The sequence below is a fragment of the Nocardia sp. NPDC041819 genome (assembly GCF_055590505.1).
In genome coordinates this window covers 1-14790 of record NZ_JBVJAP010000031.1, presented here as the reverse complement: position 1 = coordinate 14790, position 14790 = coordinate 1, and the positions used below count along the sequence as shown (strand labels likewise).

At 61.3% G+C, this 14790-nt stretch carries 6 protein-coding genes; 3 read left to right on the top strand and 3 right to left on the bottom strand.

Annotation, left to right across the window (positions count from 1 at the left end; all coding sequences use genetic code 11):
- Window positions 1–368 precede the first annotated feature (368 nt).
- Both ACZ6DL_RS37190 and ACZ6DL_RS37185 read right to left on the bottom strand, forming a co-directional pair.
- Window positions 369–3272 (bottom strand): helix-turn-helix transcriptional regulator, encoded by a 2904-nt coding sequence (locus ACZ6DL_RS37190; RefSeq protein ID WP_466058321.1) that lies wholly within the window; start codon window positions 3270–3272, stop codon window positions 369–371.
- A 1596-nt stretch (window positions 3273–4868) separates the two neighbouring features.
- Entirely contained in the window at window positions 4869–5903 is a 1035-nt protein-coding gene (locus tag ACZ6DL_RS37185; protein ID WP_466058319.1) for a dihydrodipicolinate synthase family protein, read from the bottom strand.
- Between the two features lie 893 nt (window positions 5904–6796).
- On the opposite strand from ACZ6DL_RS37185, the gene ACZ6DL_RS37180 reads away from it, so the two are divergent.
- The 3 genes from ACZ6DL_RS37180 (at window position 6797) to ACZ6DL_RS37170 (ending at window position 12010) form a co-directional block, all read left to right on the top strand.
- Window positions 6797–7069 carry a hypothetical protein gene (locus ACZ6DL_RS37180; RefSeq protein WP_466058318.1) on the top strand — a complete coding sequence of 91 codons (273 nt, stop codon included), beginning with the start codon at window positions 6797–6799 and terminating at the stop codon, window positions 7067–7069.
- Window positions 7070–7361: 292 nt separating this feature from the next.
- Window positions 7362–8648: a styrene monooxygenase/indole monooxygenase family protein gene (locus ACZ6DL_RS37175; RefSeq protein WP_466058316.1), complete on the top strand. Its 1287-nt coding sequence runs from the start codon at window positions 7362–7364 to the stop codon at window positions 8646–8648.
- A gap of 2963 nt (window positions 8649–11611) precedes the next feature.
- Window positions 11612–12010: a hypothetical protein gene (locus ACZ6DL_RS37170; RefSeq protein ID WP_466058314.1), complete on the top strand. Its 399-nt coding sequence runs from the start codon at window positions 11612–11614 to the stop codon at window positions 12008–12010.
- A 636-nt stretch (window positions 12011–12646) separates the two neighbouring features.
- On the opposite strand, the gene ACZ6DL_RS37165 is transcribed toward ACZ6DL_RS37170, so the two are convergent.
- A complete protein-coding gene (locus ACZ6DL_RS37165) occupies window positions 12647–12814 on the bottom strand; it encodes a hypothetical protein (protein WP_466058313.1) in 168 nt (55 codons plus the stop codon).
- Window positions 12815–14790 lie beyond the last annotated feature (1976 nt).

Sequence of the window (14790 nt, the reverse complement as noted above, 5' to 3'; positions counted from 1 at the left end):
ATCGAATCTTCTGGGGCAGAATGCAAAACCGAGCTACTCAACCGGCAACGCGGGAAAACCCCGGATCGAGCTGGCGAACTCGATCTTCGACTACCTCGAGATCGTCCACAACCGCCGCCGCCACTCAGCCCTCGGTAGGCGCACCCCTATCGAGTACAACCATCCATCCAACCCGTGGCCTGAAGTCCACCGAGCCAGATGAGGCTGGTAACACATCAAGTAACACCGCCTCGTCAGACACCTTAGCCAGCATAAGGAACCGACTGACCAGTAAGTAAGTCGAGCAGAAGAAATTCTCGTTGCCGCTAACATCTGAAGAACGGTGCGCAGGCGTCAGGAGAAATTGTGCCACAACCTCTCCACAGTCACTACAGGCCGCTGTCGAGATGGCTCAAGGCTGCCGCCAGATTGACACGCGACGAAACTCCGAGTTTGGCAAATATCCGTCCCAGGTGTTTCTCGATGGTCTTCGGGCTGACGAACAGCTCTTTAGCGATCTCGCGATTCGTATAGCCGCGGACAACCCGCTCCACGATACTGCGCTCGCGCTCTGTCAGGATCGGCCGGCCAGCCTGCTCATCGGCACTGGCCCGTCGTCGCACGCGTATTCCTAGAGTCCTGAGTTCTTTCGCAGCTTCGTCTCGAAGCCGTTCAGCTCCGGCACGCTGCGAGATATCGTAAGCCAGTTCCAGCTCCCGTACCGCAGCTGTGGGCTCACCAGCGAGCGCGTAGGCGCGTCCCGCAGTCATCCGTGCACGAGCGGCCCATACAACCATCTCCGCAGCGTCGAAACATCGAACTGCCTGGTTAGCGGACGTCACAGCCGCCTGCAGCTTGCCCGCCGCTAGTTGGACGCGCGCCCACGCGTAATGCGAACTTCCCTGTCGGGAAGACACAGTCGAGGCGTCTTGAGTCCGCCTTGCCACGGCTCGGGCTGCGTCGATTCGGCCCGTCGACAACTCTGCCGTGACCAGCGCCTGTTGCCAAAACGTGCGCGTGGTGGGAGGCAGATCGGACAGCTCGGGGCCGCCGACAGCCCAAAGCTCCTGGCGACCCCTCTCCACCTCGCCGACTTCGATCAGCGCTTCGCTATAGCAGGCATGTGCCAACCACGCGAGCAGCGCATCAGGTTGGCGATCGGCAGCGCGCGCCGCAGCGCGACCGGCAGCGACTGCCTCTGGCATGTTTCCCCTCGCGGTCTTCACCCAGCAGCGGATGCCCTCTGCGGTCGCGAGCAGTTGATCGTTGTTCAGTAACATTGCTGCTTCCACTGCACTGTCTGCAGCGGACTCGGCCTCGTTGAGTTTCCCCAGCATGATCTTCGCCACAGCCAAGTCAAAGGTAAAGCGCGCGTACAAATATTCGTGCCCAGTGCTACGACTGACGCGAAGGCCTCGTTCTGCATGGCGGGCAGCATCACGGTAGCGGTCCACAATGGTCTCCGCGATGACCAGGTTCGCGAGCGCCTCCAGCAGCGTGGGCGTTAGGTCGACGTCAAGCGCGTCGATGTCCTCGGTGACCAATTCGACCAGTTCGCGTGCATCGTCAGGACTGCCGTGACATCCCGTATGAAACGCGAGTGCTGCCGTTGCGGCAAGTACTAATGGAGCGTCGCCGAGCAACTGCGCCTGTCGACGCGCCGTGGCCGCTGTCTCCACGGCCTGCCCCCATTGGCCCAACATCATGCAGTTCTCAGCGAGGGTCAAGCGCAACGACACCGAGTCCGGACTGTTCGGGTCCACCTGGTCGAGCGCCGTTGTGATGAGATGTCGCGCTTCCTTTGCGCGGCCCAGACCGTGGTCAGCTCGCACGATCATCCCGATGATCCGTACCCGATTCGCGATTGCGTTCGTCGGCAGAAACTCCAACGCCCGCTCCAGGACTGTGCGGCTGTCTTGCAAGCGGCCGCAGGATGCGAGCGCATCAGCCAGGGAGGTGACAAGCCGAAGCCGTTCTTCGTAACCGGTGGTGTCCGGCAGTAGACGCAGGGCCGCTTCGAACCACTCGGCAGCAGCCGCTGGCGCACGGGCTGCCACCGCGTATCCGGCCTCGGTGAGGGTCGCCACAGCGGCGCCGTCACCAACAGTGGCTGACTGACCTACGTGATGTGCCCTCTTACTGAGCGGAGCGCCTCGCTGAGTCAGCGCATGGGCAGCCCGTTCGTGGGCGCCGAACCGCCAGCCTGGCATAGTCGCGTCATACACCACACGACGCACGATGGGATGCCGGAAGCAAAGAGTCCCTGCGGCGTCGGATGCCCTGACGAGGCCGGTTTCAGCTAGAGCGTCGAGGTGTTTGAGCACCTGCAGCTTGTCGGACGCAACAATCTCCGTCACAAGGTCCACTTCGAACGGGTCGCCCGCGACCGCAGCGGCCTGCAACACTTCGATCGTGTGTGATGGCAGTTCGGACAGTTCCTGTGTGATCGCCGCACGTACGGCAGCAGGGACGCCAGCCTCGGGCTTGCCGCCGATCGAGGTTCCGTGCCTTGTCGGGGACAATTCATGTGATGCCATACGTGCCAATTGTTCAAGGTAGAAGGGGTTCCCCCCACTCTCGGCGTACAGCGAACGGAGGAGGGAGGAGTCCGGCCGTTGGCCCAACAGTCCGGCCGCCTCAGCGACCGTCAGTGGCGCCAACTCAAGTTCGTGCAAAAGTCCCTCACGTCTGGCTTGCCGTAGCACACCGAGTAGCAGGCGCGGCGCCTGACGCGGTCGGTACGCCAGTCCCAACACCATGCCCGGAACCGGCCGGCGCAGCAGAAAACCGATCAGTTCGACTGAAGCCGGATCTGCCCAGTGCACGTCATCGAGTGCTAACAGCAGCGACCGTCGGCGGCTGAGTCGTTCCAGGGCGGATCGGACGGCGCGGTGGAATTTAAATCGCTCGATCTCCAGCCGACTTGGAAGCTGGCTACTATGCCCCGACAAGGACGGCAGCACCGCACCGAGTTCTGCCATGTCCGATTCAAGATCGACGTCTGCTCGCATCACTCGAAACCGTTCATCGAGAGCCTCAATAATCAGACCGTAGGGCAGCTCCCTCTCGAATTCCGACCCCCGCCCTGCCAAGACGTCGAACCCCGCAGCCGTGGCCTGTCGGCGCAACTCGTCGAGTACCCGTGTCTTCCCGATCCCCGGGTCGCCTAGCACAGCCACGGTATGGGCGCGGCCTTCCTGAGCGGACGCAAGCAGATGCGCCATGTCCGCTAGTTCGGACGCTCTGCCGACCAACTTGGCATCCCCACCCCCGGTAGTGAAACTCAGCACCATATGCTCCCAGGTACGCGGAGACGGGGGTATCCAGTCTACGTTTACGCCACCCAACACGTCGCTGTCTTCACTTTACCTGCGACCCCTGCAAATGGAACTCGACGAGCGGAACCAACCAAGCGATCAGTTGTCACCTTACTCGGCTGCGCTGGGCCTGTGGAGAGCCTTGCGCAGCTACCAGACCCGGGCCCGATTGCCGAACCCATGTAACTTGCCACAGCAACCCCCCGAGCGATCGCCCACTTGACCGTGCGAGGGACATCGTAGGCATCTGCCGCACACCACCGCTGTCATCGGAGTGTGAGCGTGAGCAGGTAGAAGGCCGACACAAACGTTGCTGCACTGCGCAGGGCGTGGTTCGGCTGTCAACCCAACGGGTCGAGCGGATGGAAACTCATAACTGGACCATTGCGCCGTCGGACGCGCGCCGCATGAATTGGCCAGAGGAGTTGACAGGAGTACCTAAGTACGCCAGAGCAGCCATCGCCGTTACCCTACGGACTAGACGTACACCTATACATATCTTTGCGAGGTGCGCATTTACATTTCGCAGCGAGAATGTATTGGGGACGCTGGGCAAATGCGGGAAGCTGCTAGATCGAGGTAAAGCGTGCACTTTGACGCACCCTGTCCGCTTGGGGGAACCAGAGGGTCAGTATTCAGCCGGAGGCGACAGGCAGCAGATCGGGCAGCTACTGCCATGGGTTAGGCAACAGGGAATCACCTGCCACCGGCTGCGTCACACCACGCCGTGGTGGGTCGAGCGATACTTTGGACACGCAGTCGCCAGAGCAGATGCCGGGCACGCCGACAGTCATTCCTCAGGCGCCACGTCCATTTATACTCGCGCCAGTCTCGACGAGGTCACCTACGTTTGTCCATCTGACCAACGAGCAGCACGCGCTCACTCCTGCACTACCGTTTGCCCATGCAAAAAGTCCCATACTGTCACGGCGACATCCACGCGCCAGATTCTTGAGATCGCGTTCGGCCCAACTCCCCTGCATAGAGTGTGAGAGAACGCCCTTCGAACTGATTCGCCATCTGCCGCCGCGTGACTCTGCCGATGCGGCGACGCCTGTCGTGAGGTAGGAAACGGTGCGGGGTGCCCGGCCCGCGCGCTCTCTGACATTGCCGCTGCACCCTGCCCTACCTTGACTTCGACAGCACCGGACATCCGTTGTCGGCGCTACACGGCCACCTGTCCGACACCCCAAATTTCACCGCCGGTTCAGCGACTGCCGGTCGACCTTCACCGGCCGCGCCGAAGAGGGGCTCGCGGTCTGGTGCACCGGGATGTCGTGGGTGTACCGGCCACCGCGACCCCGGCTACCCGTCGACTACTCGGCGCAGCGGCGTGCGCTACCAGCGGAGCGACTCGGAATACACCACGGGCCACGCGGCCCCGTTGGTCGTTGGAGCCAGCCGCGAGCGGGCGCATGCGAGCGTGATACTCGGTAAGTGCCTGTCACCCTTGTGGCGCCAGGCGGGTACGCACCGAAACATCGCTGTTTAGGGTGTCGCCTTCGTCGTTGGCAGCGGATTAGAGTGGTTGTCTGACCTGGCGATCCGTCCCGGTGTTGGGTTTGGGGTTTGTCATCGTGGTAGCCGGCATCGGCATTCGTGGGGGGCGCAGCCGGATCGTGGGGTGGCAGCGCAGACGGCGGCGGCTGTTGTGATGGTGTCGTAGACACGGCCTGCGAGCAGTGTCACCGGGCTCACCGACACCGGTGAGGTTGCTTCGGCGATGGCGATGAGCCCGGCCAGCTCCGCAGCGGTGTCGGCATCCAGCGGCAACTGCGGCAGACGTGGGTCACCGGCATCGAACCCCAAGGCCCGCAGACCCGATTTGACAGTCACCGGCGCTCCGTACTCGGCAATCGCGGCGAACAACGGCGCGAGTCGGCCGAACAATTCCGCGGCAGCGAGAGCCTGCTCGGTATTCAGCAACCGCCACAACCGCACGATCTGCTCGGGCACCAAACCCGCTGCGGCCGTGGACCACCCTGCGGCCCCAGCGGCAGCAGCGTGCAACGTGTGCAGGTCGCTGCCATTCAACACGGCGACACCACCACCAGTGAGTTCACCGATACGTCTGATCCGCGCGATGAGACCGCTGGACTCTTCGACCATACACACCGCGGCGACCTGCGTGGCGACCTCGGCAAGGAACTCCGGGGGCAGATCGATGCCCGTGGCCGCGGGATCATTACCGATCACCATCGGCAAAGCCACGAACTGCGTGATCATCTCCAAGTGCAACCTTAACTCGTTGCGGCTCAACCGGCACCCCGCAACCGGCTTCACCATGATCGCCGTAGCACCCAGCCGCTCAGCGAAACGCGCGCGCTCGACCGTACCGGCAGTGGTCACATCCGACACGTCGACAAATGAGGCCACACGGCCACCGATTTGCTCCAAACACACCGCGATCGTATGCCTCCACTCCCCACGCCCCACATGAAGACCCTCACCAGTACCGAACGGCACAACTGCACCCACGCCCGCACCGATCATCCGATCCACGAGCCGGCGCAACATCCCGACATCGACTCCAGAGTCGGCTGCAAACGGCGTCACCAGCTGCGCCACAACCCCCGGCAACACATTCCACGCCATTGCGTCAGCCATCGATTCACGCCCATTCGAACACGTCGGATGATAAAGCTACGGTGCTCGCACCGGCAACTCGAGCGCGCATCGCATTCGCAACAACTACACCCCCACCACCACAAAACCGACATGGGGGAAACACCTACGATCTGCACCCCCCGTAGCGCAACCACTCCGAACCAATAGCCGCTGCGAAACCGCCTGTTCAAACCGGACATGATCGGCGACGGGCACCCGACATCGCGCCGACAGTGTCCCTTACCGGCGCCTCGCCTCACCGGGTTGTACACGCTCCGTTGCATCGGCGAAGCCTCATGGGCCTGCGACTTCGTCTGCCAAAGAGCCCGAGGTCGACACCCGCCCCCACCGACGCTATAGCCCAACATAGGGCTTTCCCCCATGGCGACCGCACTGACGGCCTGGGAGGATCGGATCGAAACCAACAGTGTTCTTCCCGAGACGAGACATTAATATGTATCAAGGCAGGCTTGTTGCGTACGCTTCGATGCTAGACCCCAAGCGAAGTCTCAACAACTCAGCATATTCCGCAAGAACGCTCGGTCGGCGGTCGCCACGGGCCTTCTTTCTCATTGGTCAAAACATTGGCACACCGGTGTCGTCAGCACCTTTTTCGGTCAATCCCCAGATCAGGGGATCCATTGCAAGATGTCACGGCTATGCGCGAAGGCGGTGTCGTACCACCCGACGGCCGAGATCCTTCTGCAAGGAACCCTCAGCGTACACAAAGGGTAGCTACCTTCAAGCCATGACAAATGCTCTCGCTCCGTTACCGCGAACTCTTTACTGCAGCAGGGCAACGTGTTCTAGGAGGGCTGATGATCAGGGTGCTGCACAGCAACGTATTCGTTGTGATACCTGAAAATCACAAACAGTTGAAATAAGGAAGAATCATGGACGTTCTCCGAATCGAGATCGACAAAGCCGGGTTCTACGCGGCCATGGAAGCGCTGATGATGGACGACCCGCACCCAGGAGATGACTACCAGGACTCTCCATCGCACTGGATGCGACGCGCACTGTACGCGTATGAGTGGGCCAAACAGACCTATCTGGCGCAGAATCGTGGCTATCTGCGCTGTCAAGAAGTTCCTCTGCCCGGCAAGGCTCGTGAGGCTGTGCTGCTTCACGAGAGCCTTGATTACAGGCAGTGGGTTGCCCGATGAGTACGTGGGATTGCGCGGTATGTGGCGCACGCTTGCACACGATGTCTGACTGCAGAGAGGGCCGCCATACCGCGTGCAAGAATTGCAGAAGCGGTCTGACGGCAGCGGACCTCGAAGCTCTGAGTCGATGGCTCAATCCATCAGCCTGGTTGCAGGTACGTCCAGAGCCGGAAATTGCGGGCGCTTGAGGCGATAGACCGTTCGGCAGCCTTCGTTCAGGGCGGCCGCCAGCCAAGGCTGGTCTACGGACGGCGCGATTATCGGAGTCCTTCATGATTCGAACGGAACTAACTTGCGGACCATCACGATCGTCGGGGCCGGGCAAGCGGGGCTGCAATTGGCCATCGGCCTGCTGGATGCCGGTTACGAAGTCCGGGTCATCTCCAACCGCACACCAGAGGAGATCGGCAGCGGCCGCGTCACCTCCAGCCAATGCATGTTCGGCGGGGCAGTAGCCCGTGAACGCGCATTGGGGCTCGACTTTTGGGCCGAACAGTGCCCGGAGATCGAGGGCTTCGTGTTCACGATGTTCGACGACAACAGGAGCAAGGCCGTCTCCTGGACCTCACGTCTCGATCTTGCCGCACGGTCGGTCGACGAACGGGTAAAGATGCCGCGGTGGATTACAGAGTTTGTCCATCGTGGCGGCGAACTGATCGTTCACGAGGTGACGATCAATGATCTCGAGGACTATCATCGCACGTCTGACCTGGTAATCGTTGCGACAGACGCTGGTGATATCGCGAACCTCTTCGAACGCGACATCACACGGTGGACGTTCGTCGCTCCGCAGCGCGCCATCGCACTCGCCTACGTGACCGGTATGACGCCGCAAGCGACTCGGCACGCTGTCTCGTTCAATTCGATCCCAAAAGTCGGCGAGTACATCGTTTTCCCGGCACTCACCAGCTCGGGGCCTTGCGAGATTATGCTGATAGAGGGGATACCGGGCGGGCCCATAGATTGCTTCCGCGGCATCACCGACCCGCAGCAGCATCTTGAGGTCGCCAAGCGGGTTGTAGCCGAGTTTGTGCCCTGGGAGGCTGAGCGTTGCCGCGATATCGAACTCACCGACGATCTTGCTGTGCTGACCGACCGCTTCTCCCCGACCGTACGCCGTCCCATCGGGCTGCTCCCGTCAGGTGCAGCCGTCCTGGGTATGGGTGATGTCGTCGTCCTCAACGATCTAATTACCTGTCAGGGATCGAACAGTGCGTCCAGGTGCGCGGCGTCGTATCTGTCCAGCATCGTAGATCACGCGGATCGACTATTCGATCTCCACTTCATGTACGAAACCTTCTGGCGTTATTGGGACTATGTACGTTACGTGGTCGGTTGGACGAACGCGCTGTTGGGTTCGCCGCAGCCGCACATCATGGAGCTGGTGGCGGCTGCAGCGTCGAATCCGCGCGTTGCGCGACGTTTCACCAATGGATTCGACGATCCGCAGGACTTCTTTCATTGGTTCATGGATCCCCGCAGAGCGCGGATTTACCTGGAAGAGATTGAACGATCCCGAAGAGCTTTCCATCCACGCGGCATCGCAACGACGAACTCCGCCTCCCCGAGAAGGAGCTGAAATGAGGGACACTCGGGTGAGTGTATCGATCCGGCGGCGGGGCAACGGCAGCGTTGCGCGCGGGCCCTGTAGTCATGCCCCGGGAGATCTGATAGGAACGCCCGCGGAGCATGTCGGACGGAGCGCAAGTAGGCGAGAGCCAATCTCTTTACATGGCTTACACCGATCCGCGCAGGACCGCTCCGGATTACCGCCACGCAGTTCCGGTCAATCCGCTCAGCGACTCAAAACAGTGCGGCGAAAAGTGCTTTTCAGGCCAGCCGCTCAGCCGCGAAGCCCAGGACCATCATCTCGCGTTCTCGCACCGCACATCTTCGACCTGCTCGACACAGCCAGCTGGGCCGTCTGTGGCCACGTCGTCAGGTGGGGAGTGCGGCGACTGCGACAATTGGCTGCCTGGCCTCAGCGAACCGCTCCTGAATCGCATCGAATTAGTCACGGCAGCAAGCGATCTCTGCAGCGGATGCTAATCTTTCTTTTGCGTCGGAATACACCTGGGAGAAATTGACGCGGATTCCGCCAGAGTCGACTCAACCTCTTCGTATCGGTGTCACATCGGACTTGACGCGGTTGGCATCCATGATCCGCATGACCGAACCAAGTTGCGCGAGAGGTCACAGTCAGAACGGATGCGTTTCGGCTGACCGCTTGGCCGACGGCAGTCGTCTGCAATCCAGCTGACAGCCGACCGGCAAGACTCTCGTACGCTGCCTGAACTCTGCTCACCATCAATGTCCGATGCATTACATCGACCCACCCGCGATCGCCGCGCCGACATTGAAACGCCTACGTGTTTCGATTCAACTCAAGCGATGGGACGCCGCATTCCCCCCGCCCCCAGATCTCCAGATCCAGAAGTCGCTGCCCGAGTTGACTGCCGCGTACGACAGGGCCGTATACGAGATATTCTCATCACTGGGAAGTTAGTATGATGGATTTGGATGCGCCGCCGAGTCGGCACATATTGTGCATATTTTTAACCTCAATACACTTACCCGGTAGTGCCGCAGCGGAACTTGCCACTGTCTGATCAGCCGAGCTCGAGAGATCGATGGCGATGAAATATGAAGTTACATTACGGACCTCCTGGGGCGGAAAATCCTCAAGGCTTTTGGTCGACTGGCATGCGTTCGGAGGCCCGATAGAAAGGTACGACGCCGGCCGGTGCACCCGGCCGCAGTCCCACAAGGGCAAGGCGCTGCGCGTGCCCGAAGTCCAACCCAAGCCTTCCAGAACCTGCCACACCAGCTCGCTGCCGACAATGCCGCCGAGACGCGAACGGCACGGCGCAAGGGCCGATGCCGGGGACTCGGCTCGCCCCAAGCACGTGCCCAGGGTCGGGGCACACACAGGCGATTCTTGCATATCCGACCAGGACGATTCTCGGCTCAGCGGGTTTGCGGAATGGATGGCGCAGGCCATGGCAGCTTCACCCGGGACTGACCGCCGGTGGCTGGTCCCCGCACACGAAGGCATAAGCAACCGAGCGTCTGCATTCCGTCGACACAGAAGCAGACTCGCACTGTGGTTGCGACGGATTGCCAGCAGCCTCCGGCAATCATAACGCCCTACGACAGTCGAGCCAGGTCACTTTGACGATCGCATCCACGAATCTTGAACGGGGCATGACGATCGCAGCCCATTATCAAGTTGCCGAGGAATCAGACATGCTCATCGCAGTCGCAGGACTGGGGGCGAGAACAGGCGTGACCACCGTCGCGCTTGCGATAGCGACCCGATGGCCCGCGCCCGGGCGCGTTGTACTTATCGAAGCCAATCCCGCTGGCGGCACATTGGATCAACATCTCGGCGGACGAACCGGCATCGGGCTGTCGACCATCGCTGCGGTTGCCTACTCAGGAGACCTGCGAAGTGCGGTTCAATTTCTCCAACACGCTCGCCCGCTCCCACACGGCCTACCTGTCATCGCCGCGCCGACAGACGCAGATAGAATGGAAGCAATACTGCGTGCCGGTCTCTTCTTACGGCATCGCGCGGGCGCCCCGCCTCTCAACGAACTCGTCGCGATCGCCGACTGTGGGAAGGCATATCCGAACTCCGCGGCAGAGCCGATCATGGACGGTGCCGACGTCCTGATCGTAGTTATACGAGCCGATCGGGCGGACGCCGGACTCGCCCGGCAACGTGCCCGCGAAGTCACCGAGAGAGGACGTCGCCGAGCGGTGATCCTTGTCGGCGCGGAGCACAATGCTGGATTCACAGAAGACCTCGGTATCCCGGTCCTAGGACACTTGCCGTTGGATCCGCACGGAGTAGCCATGATGCTCCGTTCTCGCCGGGGTGCTGACCGGAACCGCCGAATCTACTCATCGGCTCAGGAGATCGCGGCTGCACTGCATGCACAACTGACTCCCGACAGAACCATGCCCGATCTCGGGTACGACACAGTCGACCACCCGCGGAACGCAGTTTCTTGCCAGCCTGCAGGTCGGAAATGGCGTGCATCTCCGCTCTGATGAAGGACCACCAACATGAAGCATCGCCAGCCGAAAGCCAGCTACACGACCAGGGCACGTGTGTGCTTGCCGCTGGTTGTTGCCGTAGCAGCAGCTACCCTTATCGTCACGCCGGCTAAGGCGATACCGGGCTCCACATCGCCCCTACTGCCCAGCCCATCCCGCGAGAAAAGGGCACCGCACAGTCTCTCCGCACCGAATCAGCCCGGAGTCACAACTCCCGACGCAGATGGCCTAAGAGACGAAGCCATCTTTGACAAGCCGACCCAACCGGGTGTGACAACTCCTCCTGCAGAGACGGTCTCACCGCCCGGACCGGAGGACAACCAGCGATCCGATACCGCGGCTCCCGACTCGGATCGTCCGCAATCCTCTCCACCACAACCCCACCGACAAGCCGATCAGAACCCATCCCGACCACCACAGTGGCAAGATCCAGACATCCGAACAGCGCCCCAGAAGGGGACGGAAGCACCGCATTCCGAATTGAGCACGGAAATCGACGGCGGATTTCTCTTTCCTGGCGTTGTGGCCGACGCTCACCACTCCAGCAATTCATCGGGCTACGCGGTCGACATCCGTTTCCGCACCCCTTCTGACGCCGGCGAAGCCGGACTGACAATGGACTTCTCCACCGCTGGCGCACTCCAGATCACCATACATCATGCGAATCTCGATCTGCGGCGGACACACACGTTCACAATGGACACCACAGCAGCAGACCAAGCACGCATGACGATCGAAGACTGGATCCGGGATCAGCGAGGCTCGGCTGACGCGCTCGGAATGGCCGCACACATGGCCCTATCGCTGATCTACGACCATCCTCCGCAGACCCTCGAGGTACTGGGCGTAACCGTTCGATGGGCAGGCCAGCTGGGATGAGGCATGCACAAGACTCGGAGCCCGGCTCTATCCACCGCTTTCGCTGGACGTACGTCGGCTTCTGAGAGTTCCCTCGCACCGGAGGGCGGCCCGGTTGAACAAGCGACCATGACAACCGACTATGAGCGCCTCGCTAGCGCTAGGTTGTGAGCATCTGAGGATGCGCTAAAACGTACCTCAAGTCGCTGATTTCGCTTTGCGAGTTTCTTGAACCAGGTGAGCGCGGCGGCGGATGCCGGGAAGGCGCGGAAGTGGATGCCCCTTGCGCTCGTGGCGCGGGTTGAGCCGGTGATGGCGGGTGAGCCAGGAGATCGTCCGCTCGATCACCCCATCGGTGGGGGCCGGGTCGCTGGCTGGACTCGATACCCTTGAGGGATGCGAATGGCGATGCCGCGCCGACGAACCCACAGACGCAATTCTGCGGTGTCGTAGGCCGTGTGCCGCGTAACTTGGCGGCTTGCGGCGGCGCGGACCGCGCTGCGACTGGACCGCCCGGGATCGCCCGCGTCAGCGGGCGCTGCGCTTCGGCATCGTTGTGTCGGCTACCGAGAAACCTACAGCCAAAGCAATCCCACCAGATCCGACAGCAGGTGCAGTTCGAGCCAGAGCTGCCACGATCAACCGGGCTCGGCCCGGTCATGCCGCCACCGCCCTTTCTCCTACCCGCACCGACGCCGCGTCGATCACCACGCGCGACCAGTCGATCAAGCCTTCGCTACCCAGCTCACCGAGCACGGCACGACGTAGGCACCGCCACAGAACGGCCTCGGTCCAGACACTGAACCGGCGATACGCCGTCGCCACGGTGACACTCCAACGACGGTGGCAGCACCCGCCACGCACAACCGGTAATCAGTAAGTACATCACCGCGGTGAACACCGCCCGCCGGTCGACCGGCGTGGCACCGCCACCCCGCGCGCGAGACGAACTCCGACAGCAAACGACGCCCACCAACTTCCACAAAATCGACGGAGGCACCAGCCACTTCGGCAACTCCTCAGCCACAACCAAACAGCGTGCGACACAACAGATCACGACAAACCCGAACGGATCACATTGACTTAAGATAACGTCCAAGGTTGCGTGGCACTCGGTGGCGGCGCGCGTCTGCTGTGCGCATAGGCGAAATTCGTGGCAGAGGCTATGTCTGGTCCATCATGGATGCCGGTCTCTGCAGTGCCCGCTCGTCCCCCCGGCCGACAACGCAGATACCTCAGAACTGGTTTACCGCAGGGTCTTTCACGGACACTTCCGAATACTCGATGCCGTCGTAGATAGTTCGGATTGACTCGCCGAGCGCGACATCCTTTAGCTGCGTCCACTCGCCACACGAACGAACGGTCACCGAGTCGAGGACTTCGCCAGTGCTCGCACCGATGGCAGGAGCTCGTGACCCGCACCCGACAGTGCAAGTAAGCCTTCTAGATCACGCTGCTACCGAGGCTAAGAAGGCTACTCCCCCCCACTGAGGACCATAGAAAGAATCGATAGGATATTCATTACGAACTCTCATTCTACCGGACGACTCCAAGATTTGATCGATAACGATGATACGCCGACACGACGCAAGCATTCGATAGCATGTAGACGAATAGACTCGGCGAATGCCTCGCATCCAACCTCTCATCGACTATGGAGAGAGAATACTCGGTCCACTTGAGAACATCGCTACTAAGCTTCCCACGACTGGCGACAATGATTCATCGAGCGACCTCGCAGAAACTCGGGCCCCCGGTCCACGAGCCAGCGTGCACGATGTTTCTCTCCTCACGCTCAATACAACACCGAAGAACATGACGAGACAGTTGAGGACCGCGCCAGGAAGTCTGTCGATAAAGCCAGGGTTCGCACCGGCGGTGGACGCCCCTTGCCGCGCGCCCCATTGCCCCATCGCCGCAGGCCCAGTCCTCGACAGAACCGGGCCTGCGGCTTTTCGACCAGTGTCCGAACTCGAGCGCTCAGGGCCCCGGCCTCACTGAGCAGGATGCCATGCATCACCTAGATGTCAAGGAGCAGCAAACTCCAGTTCGAATGCATGGGACGAAGCGCTCTATCCGTCACTTTTGCAGCTTCTTCCTCACTGCGCTGCCGTTAGGCTGGGGATCAGGGGTGCCCACTGTCCGAGTTAGACGGCCACTTTGCCGAGCGGCCCGCCCGTGGTCAGGTTGGAGGCGGACTGCTTCGTAACGGTGAACAGGAGTGGTGACGCTGTTGGAATGACGCGAGTGGAATTCGGCCAGTTCGTCACACAAAGTCGACCCCGTAGCACGCGCAATCTATGCCCAGCTTCGTTGGCCGTGGCCATCAGGATCTCGCCGGTATCCTCGCTGCTGGATGGCTACGCCTTCCCGCCACCTTGAAGAGGTACAAATCTATTGAGCTGAGGACTGTTTTCTTACTCTCAGCAATCACTTCCGGCCCTATGCCGGGTGGGGTTCCGGCCTCGCCGAGACGTCCGATGAACGAAATGGATGTAGGGGGACCCCAATGAGCTTGGACCATCACATCTTCGTTCCAGCTTCCTCGCTCCCATCCAGATCATGCGCTCAACGCGTTCTGCACCAACGCAGTGGTCGTCGAGGTGTAGATACGCTAGCCGATGATCCGGCGGGCACAGGCATGGATCACAAACCTCGCATGTCCCACCCCGACAACGAGGCTCCATATGCGATGCGGCAGCATCTACCGGTTCGGCGCAGACGAACCGGCCCCGCACTCGCCCGCGAGTCGCTTAGCCGCGGATCCAGAGTCGTGGTGCGTGCTTCCTGCACCGTCGATC

Excerpts from the sequence above, each read along its gene's own strand:
- ACZ6DL_RS37190 (WP_466058321.1), bottom strand. The coding sequence starts at position 3,272 with ATGGTGCTGAGTTTCACTACCGGGGGTGGGGATGCCAAGTTGGTCGGC.
- ACZ6DL_RS37185 (WP_466058319.1), bottom strand. The coding sequence starts at position 5,903 with ATGGCTGACGCAATGGCGTGGAATGTGTTGCCGGGGGTTGTGGCGCAG.
- ACZ6DL_RS37180 (WP_466058318.1), top strand. The coding sequence starts at position 6,797 with ATGGACGTTCTCCGAATCGAGATCGACAAAGCCGGGTTCTACGCGGCC.